Raw genomic sequence first — 20,437 nt, forward strand, 5'->3', positions numbered from 1 at the left:
GCTGACGCGGCTGCGCTCAGAATCCGCCGGACTCGCGGCGACGGCGCCAGCGCTGCTCCATCCGCTCCATGAAGGAGCCGTGGGAGCGGGAGCGGGACTGCTTGGGGGCCTTGGGAGCCTTGGGGCGACGCTGCTTGCGGCCGCCCTGGATGAGGGTGAGGCCGTCGGCGGTCGGGGCCTCGGGGGCCTGCTGCGGCTGGGCCGCCGAGGGCCGCTGACCGCGGATCGCGGCCAGGCCGAGGGTGGCGGCACCGAGCATGACCAGGAAGCCGGCGATGCCCCACGCCCAGTGGACGGTCACGCCCACCATCAGCAGCGCGATGCCACCGATGAAGACGACCCCGGCGAGGATGGCGCGGCGCCGGGCGACGCTGCGCAGCGAGGTGCCGCGCAGGGTGGAGGCGAACTTCGGGTCCTCCTCGACGAGAGCGCGCTCCATCTGCTCGAGCAGTCGCAGCTCCTCTTCGGAGAGAGGCACGGGTTCCTCCAGGCGTCGGGTCCAGCAAGGGGGTGCCTCCCAGCATAGGCAGCCTCTGGTTGGGGCGGTATCCCTTCCCCCAGATTTCCTACCTACGCACTACGCGTGGCCCGACCGCCGAGGAGGCTCGCCGGCGCCACGGCGTCGCTCCCGAACCGGCGGATCGCCCGGTCGACCGCCCGGTCGGCCTCGCGCCAGCCCCGTTCCGGTTCGCCGAGCAGCAGCTGCCGGTGGACCCGCACGCACGGCACGAGACCCTCGACCCTCACACCGACCAGCCGGACCCGGGCACGCTGGAGGCCGAGGGCGTCGTAGAGCCGGGTCGCGGCACGGTGGATCTCGCTGGTGACGTCGGTGGCCTCGGGGAGGGTGCGGGACCGAGTGATCGTGGTGAAGTCCGCGAAGCGCACCGTGATCGCGACCGTGCGTCCGGCGACACCGGCCACCCGCATCCGGCGACCCACACGCCCAGCCAGCCGCAGCAGCTCGCGGACGACCACGTCGCGGTCGTCGGTGTCGAACCCGAAGGTCTCCTGGGCGCCCATCGAGCGGTCGGGCTCGCCACCGAAGAACGCCGGTGCGTGCCGGGCGACGACCGGCCTCCGGTCCGCCCCCCACGCCAGCTCGTGGAGGTGGGCTCCGAGGTGGTGGCCGAGCGCCCGCTGGAGCGTGGGCACCGGGGTGCGGGCGACGTCGCCGACGGTCACCAGCCCCAACCGGTGGAGCAGGGACCGGGTCTTCTCGCCCACGCCGTAGAGGTCGCCGACGTCGAGCGGGTGGAGCACCGCGACGACCTGGTCGGGCGGGACCACGACCACGCCGTCCGGCTTCGCGAGGCGGCTCCCGAGCTTGGCGACGCTCGGCGCGGCGGCGACGCCCACCGAGCAGGTGATGCCCTGCTCGTCGTGGACGTAGGAGCGCACCTGTTCGGCGATCTCCCGGGGGGACCCGAGCCGTCGGGTCGAGCCACTGACGTCGAGGAACGCCTCGTCGAGGGAGAGCACCTCCACCAGCGGAGTCACGCGACGGAAGGTCTCGATCACCGAGGACGAGACCGAGGAGAAGGTGTCGAAGTCGGGTGCGAGGACGACGGCCCGGGGGCACAGGCGCCGGGCTCGGGTCATCGGCATCGCCGACCGGACACCGCGCTCGCGGGCGAGGTAGTTGGCCGAGAGCACCACGCCCCGGCTGCCGCCGCCCACGACGACCGGACGGCCGGCGAGGTCAGGGCGACCGCGGGCAGCCACGGAGGCGTAGAACGCGTCCATGTCGACGTGGAGGACGGGGCAGTCCCAGGACAGGTCCGCGGGATCGGTCACGGCAGCCCCACGAGGGGGCGCGGCTCAGCGCCGGGCGAGGACGTGGAGCTGCGCGGCGAGCGGCGCGTACTCGGGACGCTCCGCGACCGCCTGCTCCAGCTCGAGCAACGCGGCCGTCCCTCCGGGCTCGAGGTCGAGCAAGCTCCCGGGGACCAGGTCGCTGAAGACCCGGACGGCGTGGACCGAGTCGACGGAGAGTCCGGCCGAGGCGAGCAGCGACTCGAGCTCGTCGCGGGTGAACCGGCGGCCCGACCGACCCACGGCCTCGGTGGTGTCGAGCAGCGCGCGGGCCTGCTCGAAGTGACCCGCCATCGCGCGGGCGACCACAGCAGCGTGGCGCTGGGCGACCAGCAGGCTGAGCACACCGCCGGGGCGCAGCACCTCGGTGATCGTGGCGAGCGCGGCGGCCGGGTCGTCGACGACCTCGAGCACGCCGTGGCAGAGCACCACGTCGGCGCTGGCCGGCTCGACGACGTCGAGCAGGGTGGAGAGGTCGCCCTGCTGGCCGCGGACGCGATTCTCGACGCCGTGGTCACGGGCGCGCCGGTCGAGCGCGGCGAGCGCGTCCGGGCTGGGGTCGACGACCCGCACGCGGTGGCCGAGCTCGGCCACCCGGACGGCGAAGCCGCCGGTCCCGCCGCCGATGTCGAGGACGTCCTGACCGGCCGGACGGTCGAGCACGGGCTGGAGCCCGCCCCACACGACCGCGGTACGGGCGGACTGGCGGCGCTCGCTGGGGCGCTCGTTCGGCATGTCCCCAACCCTAGGGGGTCGCTCATCCCGGGCTCCCGGGGCTGCGGTGCCACAGCGTCCTCGACACGTCCTTGGCGGGGACGCCCGCGGGCCTCACGTCGGCGTAGGGCGACATCCGAAAGCCGCTGGAGTGGACCAGCACACGCTGTCGCTCCGGCGGGGCGAACCCCTCCGGCACGGCCGAGATCGCGGCGTGGACGGCATCGAGGCCCTCGCGCTCCCACACGTCGTGGAGGGCGGGGAGGTCCCACGCTCCGGTGGCGCGCACGGAGACCCCCCTCGGGCCGGTACGGCGCAGCTCACCGCGGACCACCAGCAACCAGGAGCCGAACACCGTGGCGGCGTAGGGGCCCTGGGCGTCCTCGAAGAAGGTGGCGTCGACCGGCCCGGTGGCGTCGTCGAGGGTGAGGAAGACGACCCGGCGTCCCGAGCGGACCGGCGGGGTCTGGGTCGCGACCTTGACCCCGGCCACCAGCAGCTCGGCCCGGCTGCGCCGCCGGAGCAGGTCGCGGCTGCGGGTCACTCCGACCTCGTCGAGGAAGGGCGCGTAGCGCTCGACCACGTGGGTCGAGACGTCGAGCCCGAGGATCTCGAGCTCGGCGCGCAGCCGCTCCTCGTCGTCCATCTCGGGCAGGCCGGAGACCTCGCCCTCCCCCGGCGCGTCGCCGAGGTCGAGCGCCAGCTGGACCGACGCCACCGGGTCGGGATCGGGGGTCGCCCTCGACTGGGCACTGGCGCGCGCCCACACCCCGCCGTCGGCCAGCGCGTGTCGCTCCGTCGGTCGCGCGGCGTCGCGGTCGTGCGGGTCGGTGCTGTTGCGGGCGGCCATGTCGCCGACCGGCTCCTGTCGCGCCGGCGTCGCGGACCGGCGCCGTCCGCCGAGTCCTCGACCCCGCGTCGCCCGGTCGAGGGACCGGGCGTGGCGGTCGAGCTCCATCACCTGGAGCAGCAGGTCTCGCCGGGTGGTCGGGACCGGACGGGATCCGGTCCGAGCGTCGCCGATGCCGTAGATCCGGTCGAAGGCTCCGGTGAGCACGAGCCGCTCCACGATCGGCTGCGACACCCGTGCGCGGTGCCAGAAGTCGGTGAGGGAGGCGTAGGGGCGGGCGGCCAGGATCCGGTCGGCCTCGGCCGCGCTCATGCCCTTGACCTCGTCGAGGGCGAGCCGGATGCCGTAGCCGAGCGGGCTGTCGACCCGCTCGACGAGGTAGTGGCGGCCGCTGCGGTCGACGTCGAGGCCGAGCACCTGGATGCCGCACTGGCGCGCGTCGTCGAGGATCAGCCGTTTGGGGTACATGCCGGGGTCGTGGGTCAGGACGCCGGCGAGGAAGTGGGCCGGCCAGTGGGTCTTGAGCCAGGCCGACTGGAACGTCGGCAGCGCGAACGCCGCGGCGTGGGCCTTGCAGAAGCCGAAGCTGGCGAACGCGGCCAGGACCTCCCAGACCCGCTGGACCACGGGGAGCGGGTAGCCCCGTCCGAGCGCACGAGGGAGGAACCAGGCCTTGGTCTCGGCCATCCCCTCGACGTCGCCGAGCGCCCGGCGCTTCTCGTCGGCCTCGGCGTAGGTGACCCCGGCGAAGCAGGCGATCATCTCGATCACCTGCTCGTGGAAGACGACCACTCCGTGGGTGCCGCGCAGGATCGGCGCCAGGTCGGGGTGGAGGTAGGCGACGTCCTTCCACCCCTGCTTGACCTCGAGGTAGGGGGTGATCATGTCGCTCTTGACCGGGCCGGGCCGGAAGAGGGAGATGTCGGTGATGATGTCGCCGAAGCCGTCGAGGCCGGACTTGCCGACCAGCTCGCGCTGGCCGGGCGACTCGATCTGGAAGATGCCGAGGGTGCGGGCACTCGAGATCAAGGCGTAGGTCTCGGGGTCGTCGTGGGGGACCTGGGCCTCGTCGTCGAGGTCGACCTGCGCGCCGTCGACCCGGGCGATCTCGGCGACCGCATGGGCCATCGCGGACTGCATGCGGATCCCGAGCACGTCGAGCTTGAGGAGGCCGAGGTCCTCCACGTCGTCCTTGTCGAACTGGCTCATCGGGAAGCCTGCGAACGAGGCCTCGACCGGGGTGCGGTCGAGCAGCGTCGCGTCGGAGAGCAGCACACCGCAGGGGTGCATCGCGACGTGGCGCGGCAGCCCGTCGAGCCGCTCGACGAGGTCGAAGAACAGCTCGAGGCGAGCATCGGTGAGGCCGCTCGCTGCGAGCTCGGGGAGGTCGCGCAGCGCCAGCCGGGCATCGCGGGCCCGGATGTGGGGGAACGCCTTGGCGATCGCATCGGTCTCGCCGGGCGGCATCCCGAGCGCGCCACCGACGTCACGGACCGCGTGGCGGACGCGGTAGGTGTCCATCATGGAGACGCAGACGCAGCGCTCGCCGCCGTAGCGGTCGAGGATCGCCTCGTAGACCTCGAGCCGGCGCGCGGACTCGACGTCGAGGTCGACGTCGGGCAGCGAGTGGCGCAACGGCGACAGGAAGCGCTCCATGAGGAGGTCGTGGCGGATCGGGTCGATCCCGGAGATCCCGACCAGGTAGTTCACCAGGCTGCCGGCACCGGATCCACGGGCAGCGCACCTCACCCCGAGCGTCCTGACCAGGTCGGTGATGTCGGCAACCGTGAGGAAGTAGGACGCGTAGCCGAGGGTCCGGATCGTCTCGAGCTCGTCGTCGAGCCGCTTCCAGATCCGCTGGCGCGGTGCCGCGCCGTAGCGCCGTCCGATGCCGGCCTCGCACCGCTCGCGCAGCAGCGCGTCGGCCACTCCCTCCCCGCTCCCGTCGCGGCCGCCGGAGGCGACCTCGAGCTCGGGCAGGTGGACCACGCCGAGACCGAGGTCGGCGCGCGGGTCGAGCGCGCACCGGTCGGCGACCGCGCGGGTCGCGGCCAGCAGCCGGCGCGCCTCGCGGTCGGACTCCCCCACCCCGGCGAGGCGGCACACCTCCTCGGCGACGTCCGCCATCTGCTTGCCGGACTTGAGGAAGCCCTCGGCGTTGCGGCGATCGAGGTGGCGGCGGTCGAGGGCGACCAGCCGACGGGCCGCGTCGAGGACGTCGACGGTGGGCGCGTCGCGCCGGTCGGCGTAGCGCACGGCGTTGGTGAGGACTGCTCCGAGCCCGGCCTGTTCGGCCAGCCCCAGGGTGCGGGCGGCGTGGACGGAGGTGCCGGGGCCCCAGTCACCGCCGCTGCCGGGCAGCCGGTGGCTGACCACCTCGAGCAGCAGGTTGTCGGTCGGCACGAGCTCGCGCCACGGGGCGAGGGCGGCGAGTGCGAGGTCGTCGCGACGGCGGGTGAGGGCAGCACCGACGGCCGAGTCGGGGCCGAGCAGCACCACCACGTCACCCCCGGCGAGGTGGGGCGCCAGCAGGTCGAGGGTGGCGAGCGGCCGGCCACGCTCACCCGCGAGGTGGGTCGCGGACAGCAGCCGGCAGATCGCGGCCCAGCCGGCCGATCCCCCACCCGGGCCGCCCGCGTGGGCCAGCAGCCGGACCCGGGGGTGACCGCCCCGGGCCGTGGGCAGGTCGCGGTGGGACCCACCGCGCACGGGAGTGCGCGGCGGGGTGGTCCTCGCGACGCCGGGTGGCTCCGCCAGGGCGAGGTCCACGCCCAGCACCGGCCGAACCCCCGCCTGGTGGCAGGCGCGGGCGAACTTGACCGCGCCGTAGGTGCCGTCGCGGTCGGTGAGGGCGAGGGTGTCCATCTCCTGCTCGACCGCCCGCTCCACCAGCAGATGCGGGTGGGAGGCGCCGTAGCGCAGGGAGTAGCCGGAGGCGACGTGGAGGTGGACGAAGGGGTCAGGCACCGCTGGCGACCGGGAGGTGGTGGTCGAGCGCAGCGTGGGGCACCAGCCCCAGCGCCTGCTCGACCAGCGCGAGGAACCGGTCGGCGTCGCGCACCAGGTCGTCGGCCTCGCGCTCGGTCACCGCGCGGGTCGACCCCGCCTCGGCGGCGGCGCGCTTCGCCGCACCGGCGGCGAAGAACCGCGCCCATTCCTCCAGCTCGGGCGCGACCTCGGCCAGCAGCACCCAGGCGTTGCGCTGGGGCCGTCGCCGCCCGGCGGTCGGACGGGCCCGGGCGGCGAGGAGCGCCGCGGCGGCCCGCAGCGCCGCCACGTGGGCGCACGCGTAGCGAGTCGGCACGTCCGGGGCGGTGATCGCCTCCTGGAGCGACTCGGCGGCCCGCCCGAGATAGGAGTGGGTGGTCGCGGGCAGCAGCGTCGGACCGGCGTGGTGAGCAGTCATGGCGGCCACTCCCCTCAGTCGACGCAGCCGACGAGCTGCCAGCGGCCGTCGCCCCAGCTGAAGGACAGGTCGAAGATCCCGGCGCCGGGACCGTCCCCGGCGGCGAGGCCCCGTCCGGCTTCCACCCGCCAGAGCTCGCGCTCGACGAGGAGGTCGGTGGCGAGCCCGCCCGTCGGCTGCGGCTCCTGCGCGACCGCTCCGGCCGGCACGTCCGAACCGATCACGGCCCGCACGCCGGCGGCCTGCCACCACGGACCGGTCTCGACCCAGTGGGCCAGCACGGACCGGACCTTCCACAGCCGGCCACGCCACAGGAACTGCTCGGGCCCCTCGCCGTGGTGGCCAGGCCCCTCCACCCAGCCGCGCCGTACCTCCACGGGGTCGTCGTACAGCCTCATCCCAGCCTCCTCGCGCCTCGTCGACCCCGCCGACCCCGGACACGTGGACCCGGCGGGGCGGGGGTCGAGGTCGCCCCGCCGGGGATCGTTCGAACGCGTGTTCGAACAATCCCAAGGTACACCCGTCCCCCGACAGGCCGTCAAGGAATCGGCGGCAGCCCGTCCCGCAGGGAGCTCACGCGGGCTGCTGGTGCTCCTCAGCGAGCTCCGCGGCACGGACCCACTCGCCGCAGTCGCGCTGGAGGACCAGCCACACCAGCACCAGGTCGAGCACCACGGCGACCGCGCCCAGCACCACGAACGGCGTGGGCGGCGAGGCCTGCGCGACGACGTAGGCCGCGAAGAGCATCGCGACGGCGAGGGCGAGCAGCGACCAGCGGGCCCAGCGGTGCCCGGCACGGAACATCGCCCCGATCACCCACGCCAGGCACGCGTAGACGATGAAGGAGACCACGGCGACGGGGACGAACGCAGGGATCGAGATGGAGCTCTGCTCGAGCGCCTCCAGCCCACCCTGGTCGTAGTAGGCCTGGGCGGCCGGGTTGGACTCGATCCACGAGATCAGCAGGTCGTCGCGCAGCACCACCGCCAGCACCGCGCTCATGGTGCCGATCGCCACCAGCGCCCACTGCACGCGCAACGCGTTGCTCACCGCCGCCGGTCGTTGCCGTCCCGTCACTCCTCGCTCCTCATCCGTCTCTCGAGCCGAGTCTCGTAGGCTCGCCCAGTATGACGAGCGAGCACGCCGGGATCACCCGCTTCCGGGAGGAGCACGCCCGCCTCGGTGGCACCGGGGAGGTGGTGGTCCTGCCCGCGTCGGTCCACACCGCTGCCCTGGCCGCGGAGGCCCTGGGCTGCGAGGTGGGTGCGATCGCCAACAGCCTGGTCTTCACGTCGGACCAGGGGGACCACGGTAGCCCCCACGCCAGCCCGGTCCTCGTCCTGACCTCGGGGGCGCACCGGGTCGACGTCACGGCGACCGCCGAGCGGATCGGGGTCGGCCGGCTCGGCCGGGCCGACGCCGAGTTCGTACGCCGCCACACCGGTCAGGTCATCGGAGGCGTCTCCCCCATCGCCCACCCGGCGCCGGTGCCGACCTACCTCGACACCTGGCTGCGGCGCCACGACGTCATCTGGGCCGCCGCCGGCCACCCGGCCGCCGTCTTCTCCACGTCCGTCGACGAGCTGCTGGCCATGACCGGCGCGACCGAGATCGACGTCGACTAGTGGAGTCGCTCGCGCTCGCCTTCTCCAGCGGCTGGGCCAGCGGCGTCAACGCCTACCTCGTCGTGCTGGTGCTCGGCATCGCCGACCGTGTCGGTGACCTGTCACAGGTCCCGGACGCCCTCGGCCGCTGGGACGTGCTGGCGGTCGCGGGCTTCCTCTACGCGATGGAGTTCGTCGCCGACAAGATCCCCTACATCGACTCCACGTGGCACGCGATCTCGACCGCCATCCGCCCCACGGCCGGTGCCGTGATCGGGGTGCTGCTCGCGGGCGACGCGTCCTCCCTGGAGCAGGCCGTGCTCGGCGTCGTCGGCGGCGGCACGGCGCTGCTGTCCCACACGGTCAAGGCCGGCAGCCGGCTCGCCATCAACTCCTCCCCCGAGCCCGTCTCCAACGTCCTCGCGAGCCTGACCGAGGACGTCGCCGTGCTCGCGGTCGTCTGGTTCGCGATCGAGCACCCGCGCGCCGCCGCCGGCATCGCGGGGGTGCTGCTCGCCGGCGGGCTGGTCGTGCTCTACCTCGTGGCGCGACTGATCCGGCGCGGCTGGCGCCGCTGGCGTCGTACGCCGGCACCCGCCTGACCCGGTTGCCCACCGGATAGGTTCTGCGCCATGCGCGTGGTCGTCGTCGGTGGTGGGCTCGGCGGGGCGGCCGCGGCGGCCCGGCTCGCCAAGCTCGGCCACGCCGTCACCCTCGTCGAGCGCGGCGACGCCCTCGGCGGGGCCCTGACGTTCGAGGAGGCCGACGGCTTCGCGTGGGACCGAGGCGCCCACTCGACGCTGCTGCCCGCCGTGCTGCGCGACCTGTTCCGCAAGTCCGGTCGGCCGCTCGAGAAGGAGCTCGACCTCGAGCCGGTCGAGGTGATCCGCCGCCACCGGTTCGCCGACGGCAGCGAGGTCCGACTGCCGGGCGGGTCGCGCGCGGCCCAGGTCGCGGCGTTCGACGAGCTCGGCCCGGGGCGCGGACAGGCCTGGGCCGACCACGTGGCGTCCTACGCGGACACCTGGGAGCTGCTGCGCCGCGACTACGTCGAGGTCCCGACCGACCCGCGGCCGCGGGAGGTCACCCGAGCGCTCGAGGACCGCGAGACGCTCCACAAGCGGCTGCGTCGCGACTTCCGCGACGAGCGGCTCCGGCTCGTCGCCGGCCACCGGTTCGTGGCGGAGGGCCACGACCTGCGCAACGTCCCGTCCTGGCTCGGCCTCCACTCCTACCTCGAGCAGCGCTTCGGCGCGTGGACCGTGCCCGGCGGCTTCGCCGCCCTCACCGACGCGCTCGCCCGACGGCTCACGACCCGCCGGGTGGAGGTCGTCACCGGGACGACCGTCGTCGACCTCGTCGTGCGCGACGGCCGATGCGTGGGCGTCGTCACCTCGGCCGGCATCGTCGACGCGGATGCCGTGGTCTGTGCTGTCGACCCGCGCCTGCTGCCGACGCTCGCGCCCCACGTCGCCCGCACGATGCCGGCGATCCCGCCGGTCGTGACGCACCTCGGCCTCGTCGGGCCGGTCCCCGACGTCGGCCACGAGCTGGTGCTGCACGGAGATCCGGTGGTGGTCGTGCGCGCGGGCGGACGGGCGCCGGAGGGCCACACGGCGTGGACCCTGCACGCGCGCGGGCAGGTCTCGGAGGACCTCCTCACGGCCCTCGCCCGCCACCACGTCGACGTGCGGGACAGGGTCGTCGCCCGGGTCGACCGCTCGCCCCGCGCGCAGGTCGAGGGCGGCGGCTCCTCGATGGGCGTGCTGTGGCAGGGCCGCGGCACCGTGCGCCAGCGGCTCGGCCCGCGCACCCCCGTCCCGAACGTGTACGCCGCCGGCGCCCACGCCGCGCCTGGTGGCGGCGTCCCGTTCGTCGGCCTCTCCGCCGCGCTGGTCGCGCAGGTCGTCGGCCCCGCGGAGCGCTAGGTCGCTGCCGGGTCAGACCCGGATGTTGAGCTGCTCGAAGATCTCGAGCGTCGCCCGGGAGCGGTTGAGCGTGTAGAAGTGCAGGCCCGGGGCGCCGCCGTCGAGCAGCTCCTCGCAGAGCTCGGTGGCCAGCGCGATGCCCTCGGCGCGCATCCGTGCGGGGTCGCCGTCGTGGGCGCTGATCCGCCGCACGACGTGGTCGGGCACGTCGGCGCCGATCAGCTCCGACTGCCGGCTGATCGCGGCGAGGTTGAGGATCGGCATGATCCCCGGCAGCACCGGGATGTCCACTCCCTTGGCCCGTACCCGCTCGACGAGGGCGACGTAGTCGGCGGCGGTGAAGAACATCTGGGTGACCGCGAACTCCGCGCCCGCCCGCGCCTTGGCGACGAGCACGTCGGCGTCGTGGTCGAGCGACGGGGACGTGGGGTGGCGGTCGGGGAAGGCGGCCACGCCGATCCGGAAGTCGCGGGCCGCGGCGAGCGCGACGAGCTCGGAGGCGTACTCGAGGCCGCCCGGAGTCGCGGTCCACTCCGCGCGCGGCCCGCCCTCGGGGTCGCCGCGCAGCGCCATCACGTGGCGCACCCCGCCGGCGGCGTACTCCGCGAGGATCGCGTCGAGCTCCTCGCGGGTGTGGCCGACGCAGGTCAGGTGGGCGACCGGCAGCAGGTCGGTCTCCCGCGCGATGCGCGAGGTCAGCCGCACGGTGGTGTCGCGGCTGGAGCCGCCGGCGCCGTAGGTCACCGAGACGAAGGTCGGGCGGTAGGGCTCGAGCGCGCTGATGGCGTTCCACAGCTGCTCCTCGCCGGCCTCGTCGGCGGGCGGGAAGAACTCGAAGGAGAAGGAGCGGCCGCCCTCGGCGATGAGCTCGGCCATGCTGCGGCCCCGGTCGGTGGTCACACGATCGATCGTACGTAGGATCGCCGCGTGACCTGGGACGGGACCGCCTTCCGGACGAGCATCCAGGAGGTGCTCGACGAGTTCCTCGACGAGATGGGGGCCCGGCTGGAGCCGCTCGGCCCCGATGCCGCCCGGCTGCTCGCCGAGGCCCGCGCGAGCGTGAGCGGCGGCAAGCGGTTCCGGGCCGCGTTCTGCTACTGGGGGTTCCGCAGCGTCGCCCCGGCGCCGTACGACGAGCGCCCGCTGCTGCGGGCGTGCGCGGCCCTCGAGCTGCTCCACGCGAGCGCGCTGGTCCACGACGACCTGATGGACGCCTCCGACACCCGACGCGGCCGTCCCGCCACCCACCGGGGGTTCGAGGCGGAGCACCGGGGCGACGGGTGGCGCGGCGACCCCGAGCAGTACGGCGCCGCGGCCGCCATCCTGCTCGGCGACCTGCTGCTCAGCTGGTCCGAGGAGCTGCTGCGCCGCTGCGGACTGCCGATCGAGCGGGTCGCGGCCGCGATGGGCGTCTTCGACCTCTGCCGCACGGAGGTCATCGCCGGCCAGTTCCTGGACGTGTCGGTCCAGGCCCGCGGGCGCGCCGACGTCGACGCCGCGATGACGGTGCTGCGCTACAAGTCCGCGAAGTACTCCATCGAGCGACCCCTCCACATCGGGGCCGCGCTCGCCGGCGCCACGGGCGACGACCTCGCCGCCCTCACGGCCTACGGCCTCCCGCTGGGCGAGGCGTTCCAGCTGCGCGACGACCTGCTCGGCGTCTTCGGCGACGCCGCGACGACGGGCAAGCCGGCGGGCGACGACCTGGTCGAGGGCAAGCGCACGGTGCTGGTCGCCCTCGCGCTCGACGCGGCCCCCGACGAGGACGCGGCGCTGCTCGACGCCAGCCTCGGCACCGACCTCTCCCCCGACCTGCTCGCCCGCCTCCGCGCCGTGATCGACGACTCCGGCGCCCACGCGCAGGTCGAGCAGGTGATCGGCGAGCTGGTGGACCACGCGCTCACCGCCCTCGACGCCACCGGAGCGCCTGACGACGCCCGTGGCGTGCTCCGCGACCTCGCCGCTGCCGCCACCGACCGCGTCGTGTGACCGACAGGCTCAGTCGAGCTCGGTCACGCCGGCCACCGCCGGCCCCTCGCCGCGCAGCAGGACGGCGAACGGCCCACCCCGGTCGGCGGCGACCCGCCCACCGAGGACGCTGAGGGTCACCGAGAACGCCCGCGCGTGCTCCCGGGCGTACGGCGCCCAGCCGTCCCACAGCAGGACGGTGCCGACCCCGCTGCTGCCGACGTCGGTCAGGCAGTCGGCGAGCGCGTCGAAGTTCTGGCCGTACCAGTCCGGGAACTCGAGCGCCTCCCCCATGGCATGCAGCAGCTCCGGCTTGGTCTGCGCCCGCAGTCCGTCGACGTGCGCGAACCCCCAGCCGGCGTGCTCGACGGTGTGGCGCACCTCGTCGACGCCGAAGCCCGAGTGCCAGGCGTAGAGGCCGGGCGGCGTCCGTCCTGCCAGCAGCGATGCCAGTCCGCTCATCGTGGTCAGCCTCCTCGGTCGATGCGTGAGAACGACGCGTAGTGGTCGTCGGTCCACCAGAGCGAGCCGTCGTCGCCGGCGACGATGCGCCGGGCGCCGCGGTCGTCGGACCCCGGGGTCCCGACGGTGTACTCGCGGTAGAAGCCGTCGGGAGCCTCGGGGAGCAGGCCCTCGCGGTTGAAGAAGGTCCCGTCGTCCTGGTCGTGGGGGTAGGGGCCACCGGCGTCGACCAGGTCGACGGTCTCCGCGGCCTCGGGAGGCAGGTCCGCCAGGGCCACGACCGGCAACCCACCGTCGTCGGTGGTGAACACCGCCGACGTGGTGAGGCCCGAGTCGACCAACCACCACGCCAGTGCGGCCAGCAGCGCGGCAACGACGACCGCCGTCCCGCTGCGCCGCCCGGTCATCGGGTCAGGCCATCGCCTGGGCCCGGCGCTTGACCTCCGAGCCACGGTTCTCCCGCAGCGCGTCGATCGGCCTTCCGGGGAGGTCGAGGTCGGTGTGGATCCACACGATGCACTCGCGGTCGTCGAAGCCGTTGTCGTGGAGCATCGTCAGCAGGCCCGGGAGCCCCTTGACGATGTCGCCGCCGTCGAGGAAGCCGGCCGGCACCTGCGGCCCGGAGCCCGGGGCGGGTACGGCGGCCGCGAGCTGGTGGTCGCGGATCATGGTGCGGACCTTGGCCGGGGTGACGCCGAGACGCTCGGCGGCGGTGGCCCAGTCGAGCCACTCGGGGACGAGCACGGACAGGTCTTCGGTGGTGCCGGACATGGGTCCCAGTCTCCCACCGCGACCCACCTGCCGCCACGCCGGGGATCGGCCGCCAGCTCACGCCTGACGCGTGTCGTCCGTACGATGGAGCCCCGGATCCTTCCCCGTCCGGAGCCAGGAGGCCGACGTGCAGTCCGACGAGCACGCCCAGGCAGGCCAGCAGGGCCAGCAGGGTGTCGTCGGCGACCCCATCGAGGGACGGCTCCTCGAAGGCCGCTACCGCATCGGTCCCCGGATCGCGCGCGGCGGCATGGCCAGCGTCCACGAGGCCACCGACCTCCGGCTGGACCGCACGGTCGCGGTCAAGATCATGCATCCCGGGCTCGGCGACGACGACGACTTCGCGCAGCGCTTCGTCCGCGAGGCGCGTGCCGCCGCCCGGCTGAGCCACCCGAACGTCGTCGGGGTCTTCGACCAGGGCGACGACGACGGCACCGTCTTCCTGGTCATGGAGCTGGTCCCCGGCCACACCCTGCGCGACACGATCCGCAAGGAGGCGCCGATGACGCCGGCGCGGGCGCTCGCCGTGCTCGAGCCGGTGCTCTCCGCGCTCGCCCACGCCCACCGCTCCGGCCTCGTCCACCGCGACATCAAGCCCGAGAACGTCCTCATCGCCGACGACGGGAGGGTGAAGGTCGCCGACTTCGGCCTCGCCAAGGCCGTCAGTGCCGACACCCAGCACACCGCCACCGGCGGCGTGCTGATCGGCACCGTCTCCTACCTCGCCCCGGAGCTGGTGGTCGACGGGCGCTCCGACGCGCGTGCCGACGTCTACGCCGCGGGCGTGGTGCTCCACGAGCTCCTCACCGGCCAGAAGCCCCACGAGGGCGAGTCGCCGATCCAGGTCGCCTACAAGCACGTGCACGAGGACGTCCCGCCGCCGTCGCGCCTGGTCCCCGGCCTCCCCGACTACGTCGACGCGCTGGTGGCCCGCGCCACCGCCCGCGACCGCGACCAGCGGCCGGCCGACGCCAGCGTGCTGCTCCACCAGGTCCACCGGGTGTCGCAGGCCCTGGCGACCGGTGTCGCGAGCGACGCCGACCTCGCCGAGGAGCTGCGGCCCCGGCCCGTGCCGGTGGCCGCGGAGGACACCGAGCCCGACCCGTTCGACACCGGCGAGCTGGCCACCCTGCTGACGCCGGCGCAGGCCGTGTCACGGCTTCCCGTGCCCGACGACGACCACCACGAGCACACCACCACCATCGGCAGCGACCCCGAGCCCGCCCGCCCGCAACCGCGCCGGTCCCGGCGGGGTCCGCTGCTGCTGCTCCTCGCGCTGCTGCTGGCCGTGGGCCTCGGCGTCGGCGCCTACTGGTTCGGCTGGGCGCGCTGGACCCAGACCCCGAGCGTGCTGGGCCTCAAGGAGACCGCAGCGACCGAGCGGCTGGGGGCCGCCGGCCTCGAGGCGAGCGTCGGCACGCCGGCCTACTCGGAGACCGTGCCGAAGGGCGAGGTCCTCAGCACCGACCCGGCCGCCGGCGACCGGGTCCTCGATGGCGGCACCGTCACCGTGGTGCTCTCGCTGGGCAAGGAGCGCTACCAGGTCCCGAAGCTGCGCGGACTGACCGAGGACGAGGCGCAGGACGCCATCGCCGCGCGCAACCTCGAGTTCGGCGAGGCGGTCGGCCGCTGGTCCGACGACGTGCCTGAGGGCACCGTCCTGGCCAGCGACCCGAAGCGCGGGACGTCGCTGAAGCCCGGCGCCCTCGTCGACGTCTTCGTCAGCCAGGGTCCGAAGCCCGTCGACGTGCGCGACTGGACGGGCAAGGACGCCGAGCGGGCCGCCGCGTGGTTCGCGCAGCGCGGCATCGAGGTGACCTACGGCGAGGAGCAGTACTCCGACTCAGTGCCCGAGGGCGGCGTGATCAGCCAGACGCCGGCGAGCGGCACGCTCTACCGCGGGCAGTCGGTCGAGCTGGTCGTCAGCCGCGGCCCCGAGCTGGTCGAGGTGCCCGGGGGCCTGGTCGCCTCCGGCGTCGACGCCGCCCGTCAGCAGCTCGAGTCCCTCGGCTTCGTCGTCGAGGTCGAGAACTCCTCGTCCTACATCGGCCTCGGCTACGTCTTCCGGACCGACCCGCGTTCGGGCTCGATGGTGGCGAAGGGCTCGACGATCACGCTCTACCTGATCTGAGCGCGTCCGACCGTTCCACGGCGCAAGACCACGAGTGAGGACCGTCACGACTGGGTCTAGCCTCCCGCCATGGTCGTCGTGATGAGCCCCGACGCCACCGACGAGGAGGTGGCGCACGTCGTCGAGCGCGTGGAGGCGGTCGGCGGCGAGGCCTTCGTGTCCAAGGGCCTGGTCCGCACGATCATCGGGCTGGTCGGTGACATCGACTCCTTCCACCACCTCAACCTCCGCACGCTGCCCGGCGTCGCCGACGTCCACCGCATCTCCGACCCCTACAAGCTCGTCAGCCGCCAGCACCACTCCGAGCGCTCGACCGTCTGGGTCGGCCCGGCCGGCCACCAGGTCCCGATCGGACCGGACACCTTCACGCTGCTCGCCGGACCCTGTGCGGTCGAGACCCCCGAGCAGACCCTGGCCGCCGCGCGGATGGCCCAGTCGGCGGGCGCGACGCTGCTGCGCGGAGGCGCCTTCAAGCCGCGGACCTCGCCCTACGCCTTCCAGGGCCTCGGCGTGCGCGGGCTCGAGATCCTGGCCGCCACCCGTGAGGCGACCGGGCTGCCGGTGGTCACCGAGGTCGTGGACGCCCGCGACGTCGCCGTCGTCGCCGAGCACGCCGACATGCTGCAGGTCGGTACCCGCAACATGGCCAACTTCGGACTGCTGCAGGCCGTCGGCGAGGCCGGCAAGCCGGTGATGCTCAAGCGGGGCATGACGGCCACCATCGAGGAGTGGTTGATGGCCGCGGAGTACGTCGCACAGCGGGGCAACCTCGACGTCGTCCTCTGCGAGCGCGGCATCCGCACCTTCGAGCCCGCCACCCGCAACACCCTCGACGTCTCCGCGGTGCCGGTCGTGCAGGCGACCAGCCACCTGCCGGTGATCGTCGACCCCTCCCACGCGGCCGGGCGCAAGGACCTCGTCGTGCCCCTGTCGCGCGCGGCCATCGCGGTCGGCGCGGACGGCGTCATCGTGGACGTCCACCCCGACCCGGAGACCGCCCTGTGCGACGGACCACAGGCCCTCGACGGTCCTGCGCTGCGCGAGCTGGCCTCCGTGTGCCGCCGGCTGCCACCCGTGCTGGGGCGCGCCGACGCCGCCGACCACGTCCGACGCGGCTGACGCCGACGACGACCTGCCCCTAGGGTTGGCCGGCGAGAGGAGGTCCGATGCCCACCACCCACCACTGCGCGCGTTGCGGCGCGGGCCTCGGTGACGGTCGGTTCTGCACCAGCTGCGGCGAGCCGGTCGACACCCTCGCGGACTGGCGCACCGACACCGCCGAGCGGCCACGGGTCGAGGCCGGGCCGAGCGCCCCCGCCGAGCCGCCGACCACCGCGACCGCCCCGGAGCCCGCGCGCTTCCGGCTCTTCGCCGACGAGGACGACGAGGACGACGACCACACCGAGCCCACCCGGGTCGTCCCTGTGGCGGCGTACGACGCGGCCTACGAGGAGGAGGCCGACGATGTCGCGACCCCGCGCCGCGGCGGCGGGTCGTGGGTGCCGTGGGCATCCGGCTTCGCCGTGATGGCGCTGATCGCGGGCCTCGGCGCGTTCCTCCTGCTCGCCGACAGCGACGACCCGGCCGAGAGCGCCGCCGACCCGGCGGCGACCGAGCGCGAGCCACGGGAGCGACCCGCCAACCGCTCCCGCGACCGGACGCCGGAGCAGACGACCGAGCCGGAGCCCGCACCTGACGGCCCCGCCGACCTCGCCCGCTACGTCGGGATCGAGGCCCCGAAGCCGGCGCCGCCGAGCCAGGACAACAGCGGCAACGTGGTGAGGTACGACGTCGAGCAGATGGTCGACGGTGTCCCCGAGACGACATGGCGGACCCCGGGGGACGCGACCGGCGCGACGATCACGCTGACCTTCGACGAACCCACCGTGCTCTCGGAGGTCGGGCTGATCAACGGCTACGCCAAGGTCGGCCAGGACAAGCAGGGGATCCTCGACTGGTACCACGGCAACCGACGGGTCCTGGCCGTCGAGTGGAGCTTCGACGACGGCACGGTGAAGACGCAGAAGCTCGGCGACACCACGATCATGCAGACGGTGTCGCTGCCCCAGGTGGAGACGACGGCCGTGAAGCTGAAGCTCCTCAAGGTCTCACCGCCAGGGCCCGGCCGGGCCTCGCGCGACTACACCGCCATCAGCGACGTCCAGCTCTTCGGCCACACGGCCTGAGCGAGGTCAGGCGAGCTTCGACAGCACCGCCGCGGCCTCGTCGGCCGCGGCCCGGTCCACGTCGAGGTGCGTGACCAGCCGGACGGTACGCGGGCCGACCGCGCTGATCCGCACGCCGGCCTCCGCCGCCGCCGCGACATATCCGGGCGCGTCGTCGTGCGGCACCACCACGATGTTGGTGTCGACCGACTCCGGGTCGACGCCGCAGGCCTCGGCGAGGAGCCGTGCGTGCACGTGGTCGTCGGCCAGCCGCTCGACGTGGTGGTCCAGGGCGTGCAGCCCCGCCGCCGCCAGCACCCCTGCCTGACGCATGCCACCGCCCATCCGCTTGCGGCGCACCCGCGCCTCGGCGACCAGCTCGCTCCGGCCCACGACGAGCGAGCCGACCGGAGCGCCCAGCCCCTTCGACAGGCACACCGCGAGGACGTCGGCGCACGCGCCGTACTGCTCCAGCGGCGTGCCGGTGGCGACGTGGGCGTTCCAGAGTCGTGCGCCGTCGACGTGGACGGCGGTGCCGACCTCGTCGGCCCAGGCACGTAGCCCCCGGAGCTCCTCTATCGGCACGACGGTCCCGCCGGCGAAGTTGTGGGTGTTCTCGACCGAGACGGCGGCGGTCGCGACGAAGTAGACGCCGAGGTCGGGCGCGAAGAGGTCCTGCACGCGCTCGAGCGGGACGCGGCCGTCCGCTGACTGCCAGGTCCGCATCGTCACGCCGCCGATCGCCCCGTGGGCCCCGAGCTCGGCGCGGGCGATGTGGGCCCGCTCCTCGCAGAGGACCTCCTGGCCCGGCTCGACCACGCCCCGCACGGCGAGGACGTTGGCCATCGAGCCGGTGGGCGTGAAGAGCGCCGCCTCGTGACCGAACATCCCCGCGACCCGCTCCTCGAGCGCCGTGACCGCGGGGTCCTCGCCGTAGACGTCGTCGCCCACCTCGGCCTCGGCCATCGCGCGCCGCATCGCGGCGGTGGGTCGGGTGACGGTGTCGCTGCGCAGGTCGATCATGGGGTCGATCCTGTCAGGAAAGCGGTGGCGGACCGTCGGCGGTCGGCGCACCATCGGAGGCGTGCCCGGCTCCACGACCCTGATCCACGACGCCCTCCGGCCCGTCCTCGTCGGGACGGCGTTCGAGGGCTACCACGACGGACGGCCCGAGGACGACGGCGGCGCTCGTGCCGGCGTGGTGTGGTGCGCCGCCACGCCGGAGTTCGTGCGCTGCCACCCGGACGCGACGGCTCCGCTGGACACCGAGCACCCCGACGGCTGCATCGACCTGTGGGTCCACGTCGACGACGACGGCCTGCTCGAGACCGCCTTCATGGAGTGCCTCGACCTCGACGACGGGCTGGTCGGTCGTCGCGTCGAGGACGCGCTGCCGGTCCTCGCCCGGCGGGTCGCCGACGTGCTGCGCTGACGCCTCAGCCACACACCTCGAAGGGATCCCCGTTCGCCGGGTGGGGTGTGATCGTCGTCCGCTCCCGGGGCGGGCAGGTCGGCGGGCCCGGGGTGGCCGGTACGGGCGTCGGCTCGCCGGGCGGGGCGTACGGCGGCACGACGGGCGGCACCGAGCGCAACCAACCCGGCGCAGGTTCGACACCCTCCGGCGCCGGCTGCGCCCGCAGCTCGTCGAGGTCGAGTCGGCGCCACTCCCCCGTCGTGTCCCGCAGCCAGACGCCGGCGTGGAAGGCCGTCACCGTCACGAGCGGTCCGTCCGGCGTCGCCATGACCGCGAGGTCCCCCAGCCACCCCCGGGGCTCCTCGCCGCAGGTCTCCGCGACGCCGTCGAGCGCCTCCTCCTGCTGCTCCGCGGAGAAGCCCAGCTCGGGGTCCCACGACCGGCCACCGTCGGTCGAGGACTCCACGGCGTCGTTCCCGACCACCACCCGCCAGCAGGTGAGGGCGTCCGGCAGGCAGCCGGCCCCGTCGGTCAGGTCGAGGTCACCCATCCGCTCCCGCTCGTCGCGGGGCAGCGTGCTCACCTCGCCCTCCGCGTCGATCGCGCGCAGGTCGTGGTGGTCCTGGAGGACGAGGATCGTGCGGCGTGTGCCGTCCCCTCCGCTGAGGCGACCGGTCACGACGTCCGCGGAGGTGAGGCCGTCGTCGGTGTCGCAGGCGCCTGTGGCGGCCGTCGCGAGCACCCCGAGCGGCAGCAGCGCCGCCCCGAGCACCGCCGCGGTCCGCCGCCGGCCGTCCGCGCCCCCGGCCTCCCGCCACAGCAGCATCGCCAGCAGCACCGCAGGGAGGGCGACCAGGTCGGTGGCGTCGGCCCGGATGTGGGTGGGGACACCGGACAAGGACCACGCGGCACTCACGGCGGCCGCGCCGGCCACCGACGTCTTGGTGACCACGAAGCCGGTCACGACCGGCCCGACCGACCACCGCCGCCAGCGGCGTACGCCGAGCGCGGCGAGCGCGACACCGAGCAGGAGCGGCGCGACCACCAGCCCCACCAGGTCGCTGAGCTTCCCGGTGACCCAACCCGGCCACGCCTGCTTCAGCAGGTGGTCGTTGAGGACCAGGAGGACCAGGCAGAAGGCTGCGAGCGGCGACCCGAGCGCGCGCAGCGCCGTGCGCCACTCGGCCCCCCGCTGCTCCGGCATGCGGT

The 20,437-nt window shown here is 74.4% G+C and carries 21 protein-coding genes; 8 read left to right on the forward strand and 13 right to left on the reverse strand.

From position 1 onward, the window contains the following. Positions 1-16: 16 nt before the first annotated feature. From ABD091_RS01655 to ABD091_RS01685, 7 genes are all read right to left on the reverse strand, one after another. A complete protein-coding gene (locus ABD091_RS01655) occupies positions 17-478 on the reverse strand; it encodes a DUF3040 domain-containing protein (protein WP_343915382.1) in 462 nt (153 codons plus the stop codon). Between the two features lie 92 nt (positions 479-570). Next, complete coding sequence (dinB, locus tag ABD091_RS01660; RefSeq protein ID WP_343915383.1) at positions 571-1,797, reverse strand: DNA polymerase IV; 1,227 nt, start codon at positions 1,795-1,797, stop codon at positions 571-573. 24 nt (positions 1,798-1,821) lie between these two features. Further along, complete coding sequence (locus tag ABD091_RS01665) at positions 1,822-2,550, reverse strand: methyltransferase (protein ID WP_343915384.1); 729 nt, start codon at positions 2,548-2,550, stop codon at positions 1,822-1,824. A 22-nt stretch (positions 2,551-2,572) separates the two neighbouring features. Further along, complete coding sequence (locus ABD091_RS01670; protein WP_343915385.1) at positions 2,573-6,346, reverse strand: DNA polymerase III subunit alpha; 3,774 nt, start codon at positions 6,344-6,346, stop codon at positions 2,573-2,575. After that, the gene (locus tag ABD091_RS01675) at positions 6,339-6,785 is read right to left on the reverse strand and encodes an SAV_6107 family HEPN domain-containing protein (protein WP_343915386.1); all 447 of its coding nucleotides are present in this window, start codon (positions 6,783-6,785) and stop codon (positions 6,339-6,341) included. Before ABD091_RS01675 ends, ABD091_RS01670 begins: the two co-directional genes overlap by 8 nt. 14 nt (positions 6,786-6,799) lie before the next feature. After that, positions 6,800-7,183: a DUF6504 family protein gene (locus ABD091_RS01680; RefSeq protein WP_343915387.1), complete on the reverse strand. Its 384-nt coding sequence runs from the start codon at positions 7,181-7,183 to the stop codon at positions 6,800-6,802. Between the two features lie 175 nt (positions 7,184-7,358). Further along, positions 7,359-7,862, reverse strand: a complete 504-nt coding sequence (locus ABD091_RS01685) for a hypothetical protein (RefSeq protein ID WP_343915388.1) — start codon at positions 7,860-7,862, stop codon at positions 7,359-7,361. A gap of 50 nt (positions 7,863-7,912) precedes the next feature. Here ABD091_RS01685 and ABD091_RS01690 point away from each other — a divergent pair, with 50 nt between their 5' ends. From ABD091_RS01690 to ABD091_RS01700, 3 genes are read left to right on the forward strand one after another with little or no spacing between them, the layout of a single operon-like run. Continuing rightward, positions 7,913-8,410: a YbaK/EbsC family protein gene (locus tag ABD091_RS01690; protein ID WP_343915389.1), complete on the forward strand. Its 498-nt coding sequence runs from the start codon at positions 7,913-7,915 to the stop codon at positions 8,408-8,410. Continuing rightward, positions 8,410-8,991, forward strand: a complete 582-nt coding sequence (locus ABD091_RS01695) for a DUF4126 domain-containing protein (protein ID WP_343915390.1) — start codon at positions 8,410-8,412, stop codon at positions 8,989-8,991. Before ABD091_RS01690 ends, ABD091_RS01695 begins: the two co-directional genes overlap by 1 nt. 30 nt (positions 8,992-9,021) lie before the next feature. After that, on the forward strand, positions 9,022-10,317 hold the full coding sequence (locus ABD091_RS01700; protein ID WP_343915391.1) for a phytoene desaturase family protein: 1,296 nt from the start codon (positions 9,022-9,024) through the stop codon (positions 10,315-10,317). Between the two features lie 12 nt (positions 10,318-10,329). Here the strand turns inward: ABD091_RS01700 and metF are convergent, their stop codons facing one another. After that, positions 10,330-11,217, reverse strand: a complete 888-nt coding sequence (gene metF, locus ABD091_RS01705; protein WP_343915392.1) for a methylenetetrahydrofolate reductase [NAD(P)H] — start codon at positions 11,215-11,217, stop codon at positions 10,330-10,332. Positions 11,218-11,244: 27 nt separating this feature from the next. On the opposite strand from metF, the gene ABD091_RS01710 reads away from it, so the two are divergent. Further along, positions 11,245-12,306, forward strand: a complete 1,062-nt coding sequence (locus tag ABD091_RS01710; RefSeq protein WP_343915393.1) for a polyprenyl synthetase family protein — start codon at positions 11,245-11,247, stop codon at positions 12,304-12,306. Positions 12,307-12,315: 9 nt separating this feature from the next. On the opposite strand, the gene ABD091_RS01715 is transcribed toward ABD091_RS01710, so the two are convergent. From ABD091_RS01715 to ABD091_RS01725, 3 genes are read right to left on the reverse strand one after another with little or no spacing between them, the layout of a single operon-like run. Continuing rightward, entirely contained in the window at positions 12,316-12,747 is a 432-nt protein-coding gene (locus tag ABD091_RS01715; RefSeq protein ID WP_343915394.1) for a barstar family protein, read from the reverse strand. 5 nt (positions 12,748-12,752) lie between these two features. Beyond that, positions 12,753-13,154, reverse strand: a complete 402-nt coding sequence (locus ABD091_RS01720) for a guanyl-specific ribonuclease (RefSeq protein ID WP_343915395.1) — start codon at positions 13,152-13,154, stop codon at positions 12,753-12,755. A gap of 4 nt (positions 13,155-13,158) precedes the next feature. After that, positions 13,159-13,518, reverse strand: a complete 360-nt coding sequence (locus ABD091_RS01725; protein WP_343915396.1) for an Rv2175c family DNA-binding protein — start codon at positions 13,516-13,518, stop codon at positions 13,159-13,161. Positions 13,519-13,645: 127 nt separating this feature from the next. On the opposite strand from ABD091_RS01725, the gene pknB reads away from it, so the two are divergent. From pknB to ABD091_RS01740, 3 genes are all read left to right on the forward strand, one after another. Then, entirely contained in the window at positions 13,646-15,649 is a 2,004-nt protein-coding gene (gene pknB / locus ABD091_RS01730) for a Stk1 family PASTA domain-containing Ser/Thr kinase (protein WP_343915397.1), read from the forward strand. A gap of 69 nt (positions 15,650-15,718) precedes the next feature. Continuing rightward, positions 15,719-16,768 (forward strand): 3-deoxy-7-phosphoheptulonate synthase, encoded by a 1,050-nt coding sequence (aroF, locus tag ABD091_RS01735; protein ID WP_343915398.1) that lies wholly within the window; start codon positions 15,719-15,721, stop codon positions 16,766-16,768. Positions 16,769-16,815: 47 nt separating this feature from the next. Beyond that, positions 16,816-17,835: an NADase-type glycan-binding domain-containing protein gene (locus ABD091_RS01740; RefSeq protein ID WP_343915399.1), complete on the forward strand. Its 1,020-nt coding sequence runs from the start codon at positions 16,816-16,818 to the stop codon at positions 17,833-17,835. Positions 17,836-17,841: 6 nt separating this feature from the next. On the opposite strand, the gene ABD091_RS01745 is transcribed toward ABD091_RS01740, so the two are convergent. Beyond that, positions 17,842-18,837, reverse strand: a complete 996-nt coding sequence (locus ABD091_RS01745; RefSeq protein WP_343915400.1) for a threonine aldolase family protein — start codon at positions 18,835-18,837, stop codon at positions 17,842-17,844. A 61-nt stretch (positions 18,838-18,898) separates the two neighbouring features. Here ABD091_RS01745 and ABD091_RS01750 point away from each other — a divergent pair, with 61 nt between their 5' ends. After that, positions 18,899-19,246 carry a hypothetical protein gene (locus ABD091_RS01750; RefSeq protein ID WP_343915401.1) on the forward strand — a complete coding sequence of 116 codons (348 nt, stop codon included), beginning with the start codon at positions 18,899-18,901 and terminating at the stop codon, positions 19,244-19,246. Positions 19,247-19,250: 4 nt separating this feature from the next. Here the strand turns inward: ABD091_RS01750 and ABD091_RS01755 are convergent, their stop codons facing one another. Further along, entirely contained in the window at positions 19,251-20,432 is a 1,182-nt protein-coding gene (locus ABD091_RS01755) for a hypothetical protein (protein WP_343915402.1), read from the reverse strand. Positions 20,433-20,437 lie beyond the last annotated feature (5 nt).

It is taken from the genome of Nocardioides aestuarii, assembly GCF_039527245.1.
GTDB classification, from domain to species: Bacteria; Actinomycetota; Actinomycetes; order Propionibacteriales; family Nocardioidaceae; genus Nocardioides; species Nocardioides aestuarii.

What these genes read in the sequence shown, in the direction of transcription:
- ABD091_RS01665 (WP_343915384.1), bottom strand. Translation starts at nt 2,550, where the DNA reads ATGCCGAACGAGCGCCCCAGCGAGCGCCGCCAGTCCGCCCGTACCGCG.
- aroF (WP_343915398.1), top strand. Translation starts at nt 15,719, where the DNA reads ATGGTCGTCGTGATGAGCCCCGACGCCACCGACGAGGAGGTGGCGCAC.
- ABD091_RS01725 (WP_343915396.1), bottom strand. Translation starts at nt 13,518, where the DNA reads ATGTCCGGCACCACCGAAGACCTGTCCGTGCTCGTCCCCGAGTGGCTC.
- ABD091_RS01715 (WP_343915394.1), bottom strand. Translation starts at nt 12,747, where the DNA reads ATGAGCGGACTGGCATCGCTGCTGGCAGGACGGACGCCGCCCGGCCTC.
- ABD091_RS01690 (WP_343915389.1), top strand. Translation starts at nt 7,913, where the DNA reads ATGACGAGCGAGCACGCCGGGATCACCCGCTTCCGGGAGGAGCACGCC.
- ABD091_RS01745 (WP_343915400.1), bottom strand. Translation starts at nt 18,837, where the DNA reads ATGATCGACCTGCGCAGCGACACCGTCACCCGACCCACCGCCGCGATG.
- ABD091_RS01740 (WP_343915399.1), top strand. Translation starts at nt 16,816, where the DNA reads ATGCCCACCACCCACCACTGCGCGCGTTGCGGCGCGGGCCTCGGTGAC.
- ABD091_RS01755 (WP_343915402.1), bottom strand. Translation starts at nt 20,432, where the DNA reads ATGCCGGAGCAGCGGGGGGCCGAGTGGCGCACGGCGCTGCGCGCGCTC.
- ABD091_RS01680 (WP_343915387.1), bottom strand. Translation starts at nt 7,183, where the DNA reads ATGAGGCTGTACGACGACCCCGTGGAGGTACGGCGCGGCTGGGTGGAG.
- ABD091_RS01720 (WP_343915395.1), bottom strand. Translation starts at nt 13,154, where the DNA reads ATGACCGGGCGGCGCAGCGGGACGGCGGTCGTCGTTGCCGCGCTGCTG.
- ABD091_RS01675 (WP_343915386.1), bottom strand. Translation starts at nt 6,785, where the DNA reads ATGACTGCTCACCACGCCGGTCCGACGCTGCTGCCCGCGACCACCCAC.
- ABD091_RS01700 (WP_343915391.1), top strand. Translation starts at nt 9,022, where the DNA reads ATGCGCGTGGTCGTCGTCGGTGGTGGGCTCGGCGGGGCGGCCGCGGCG.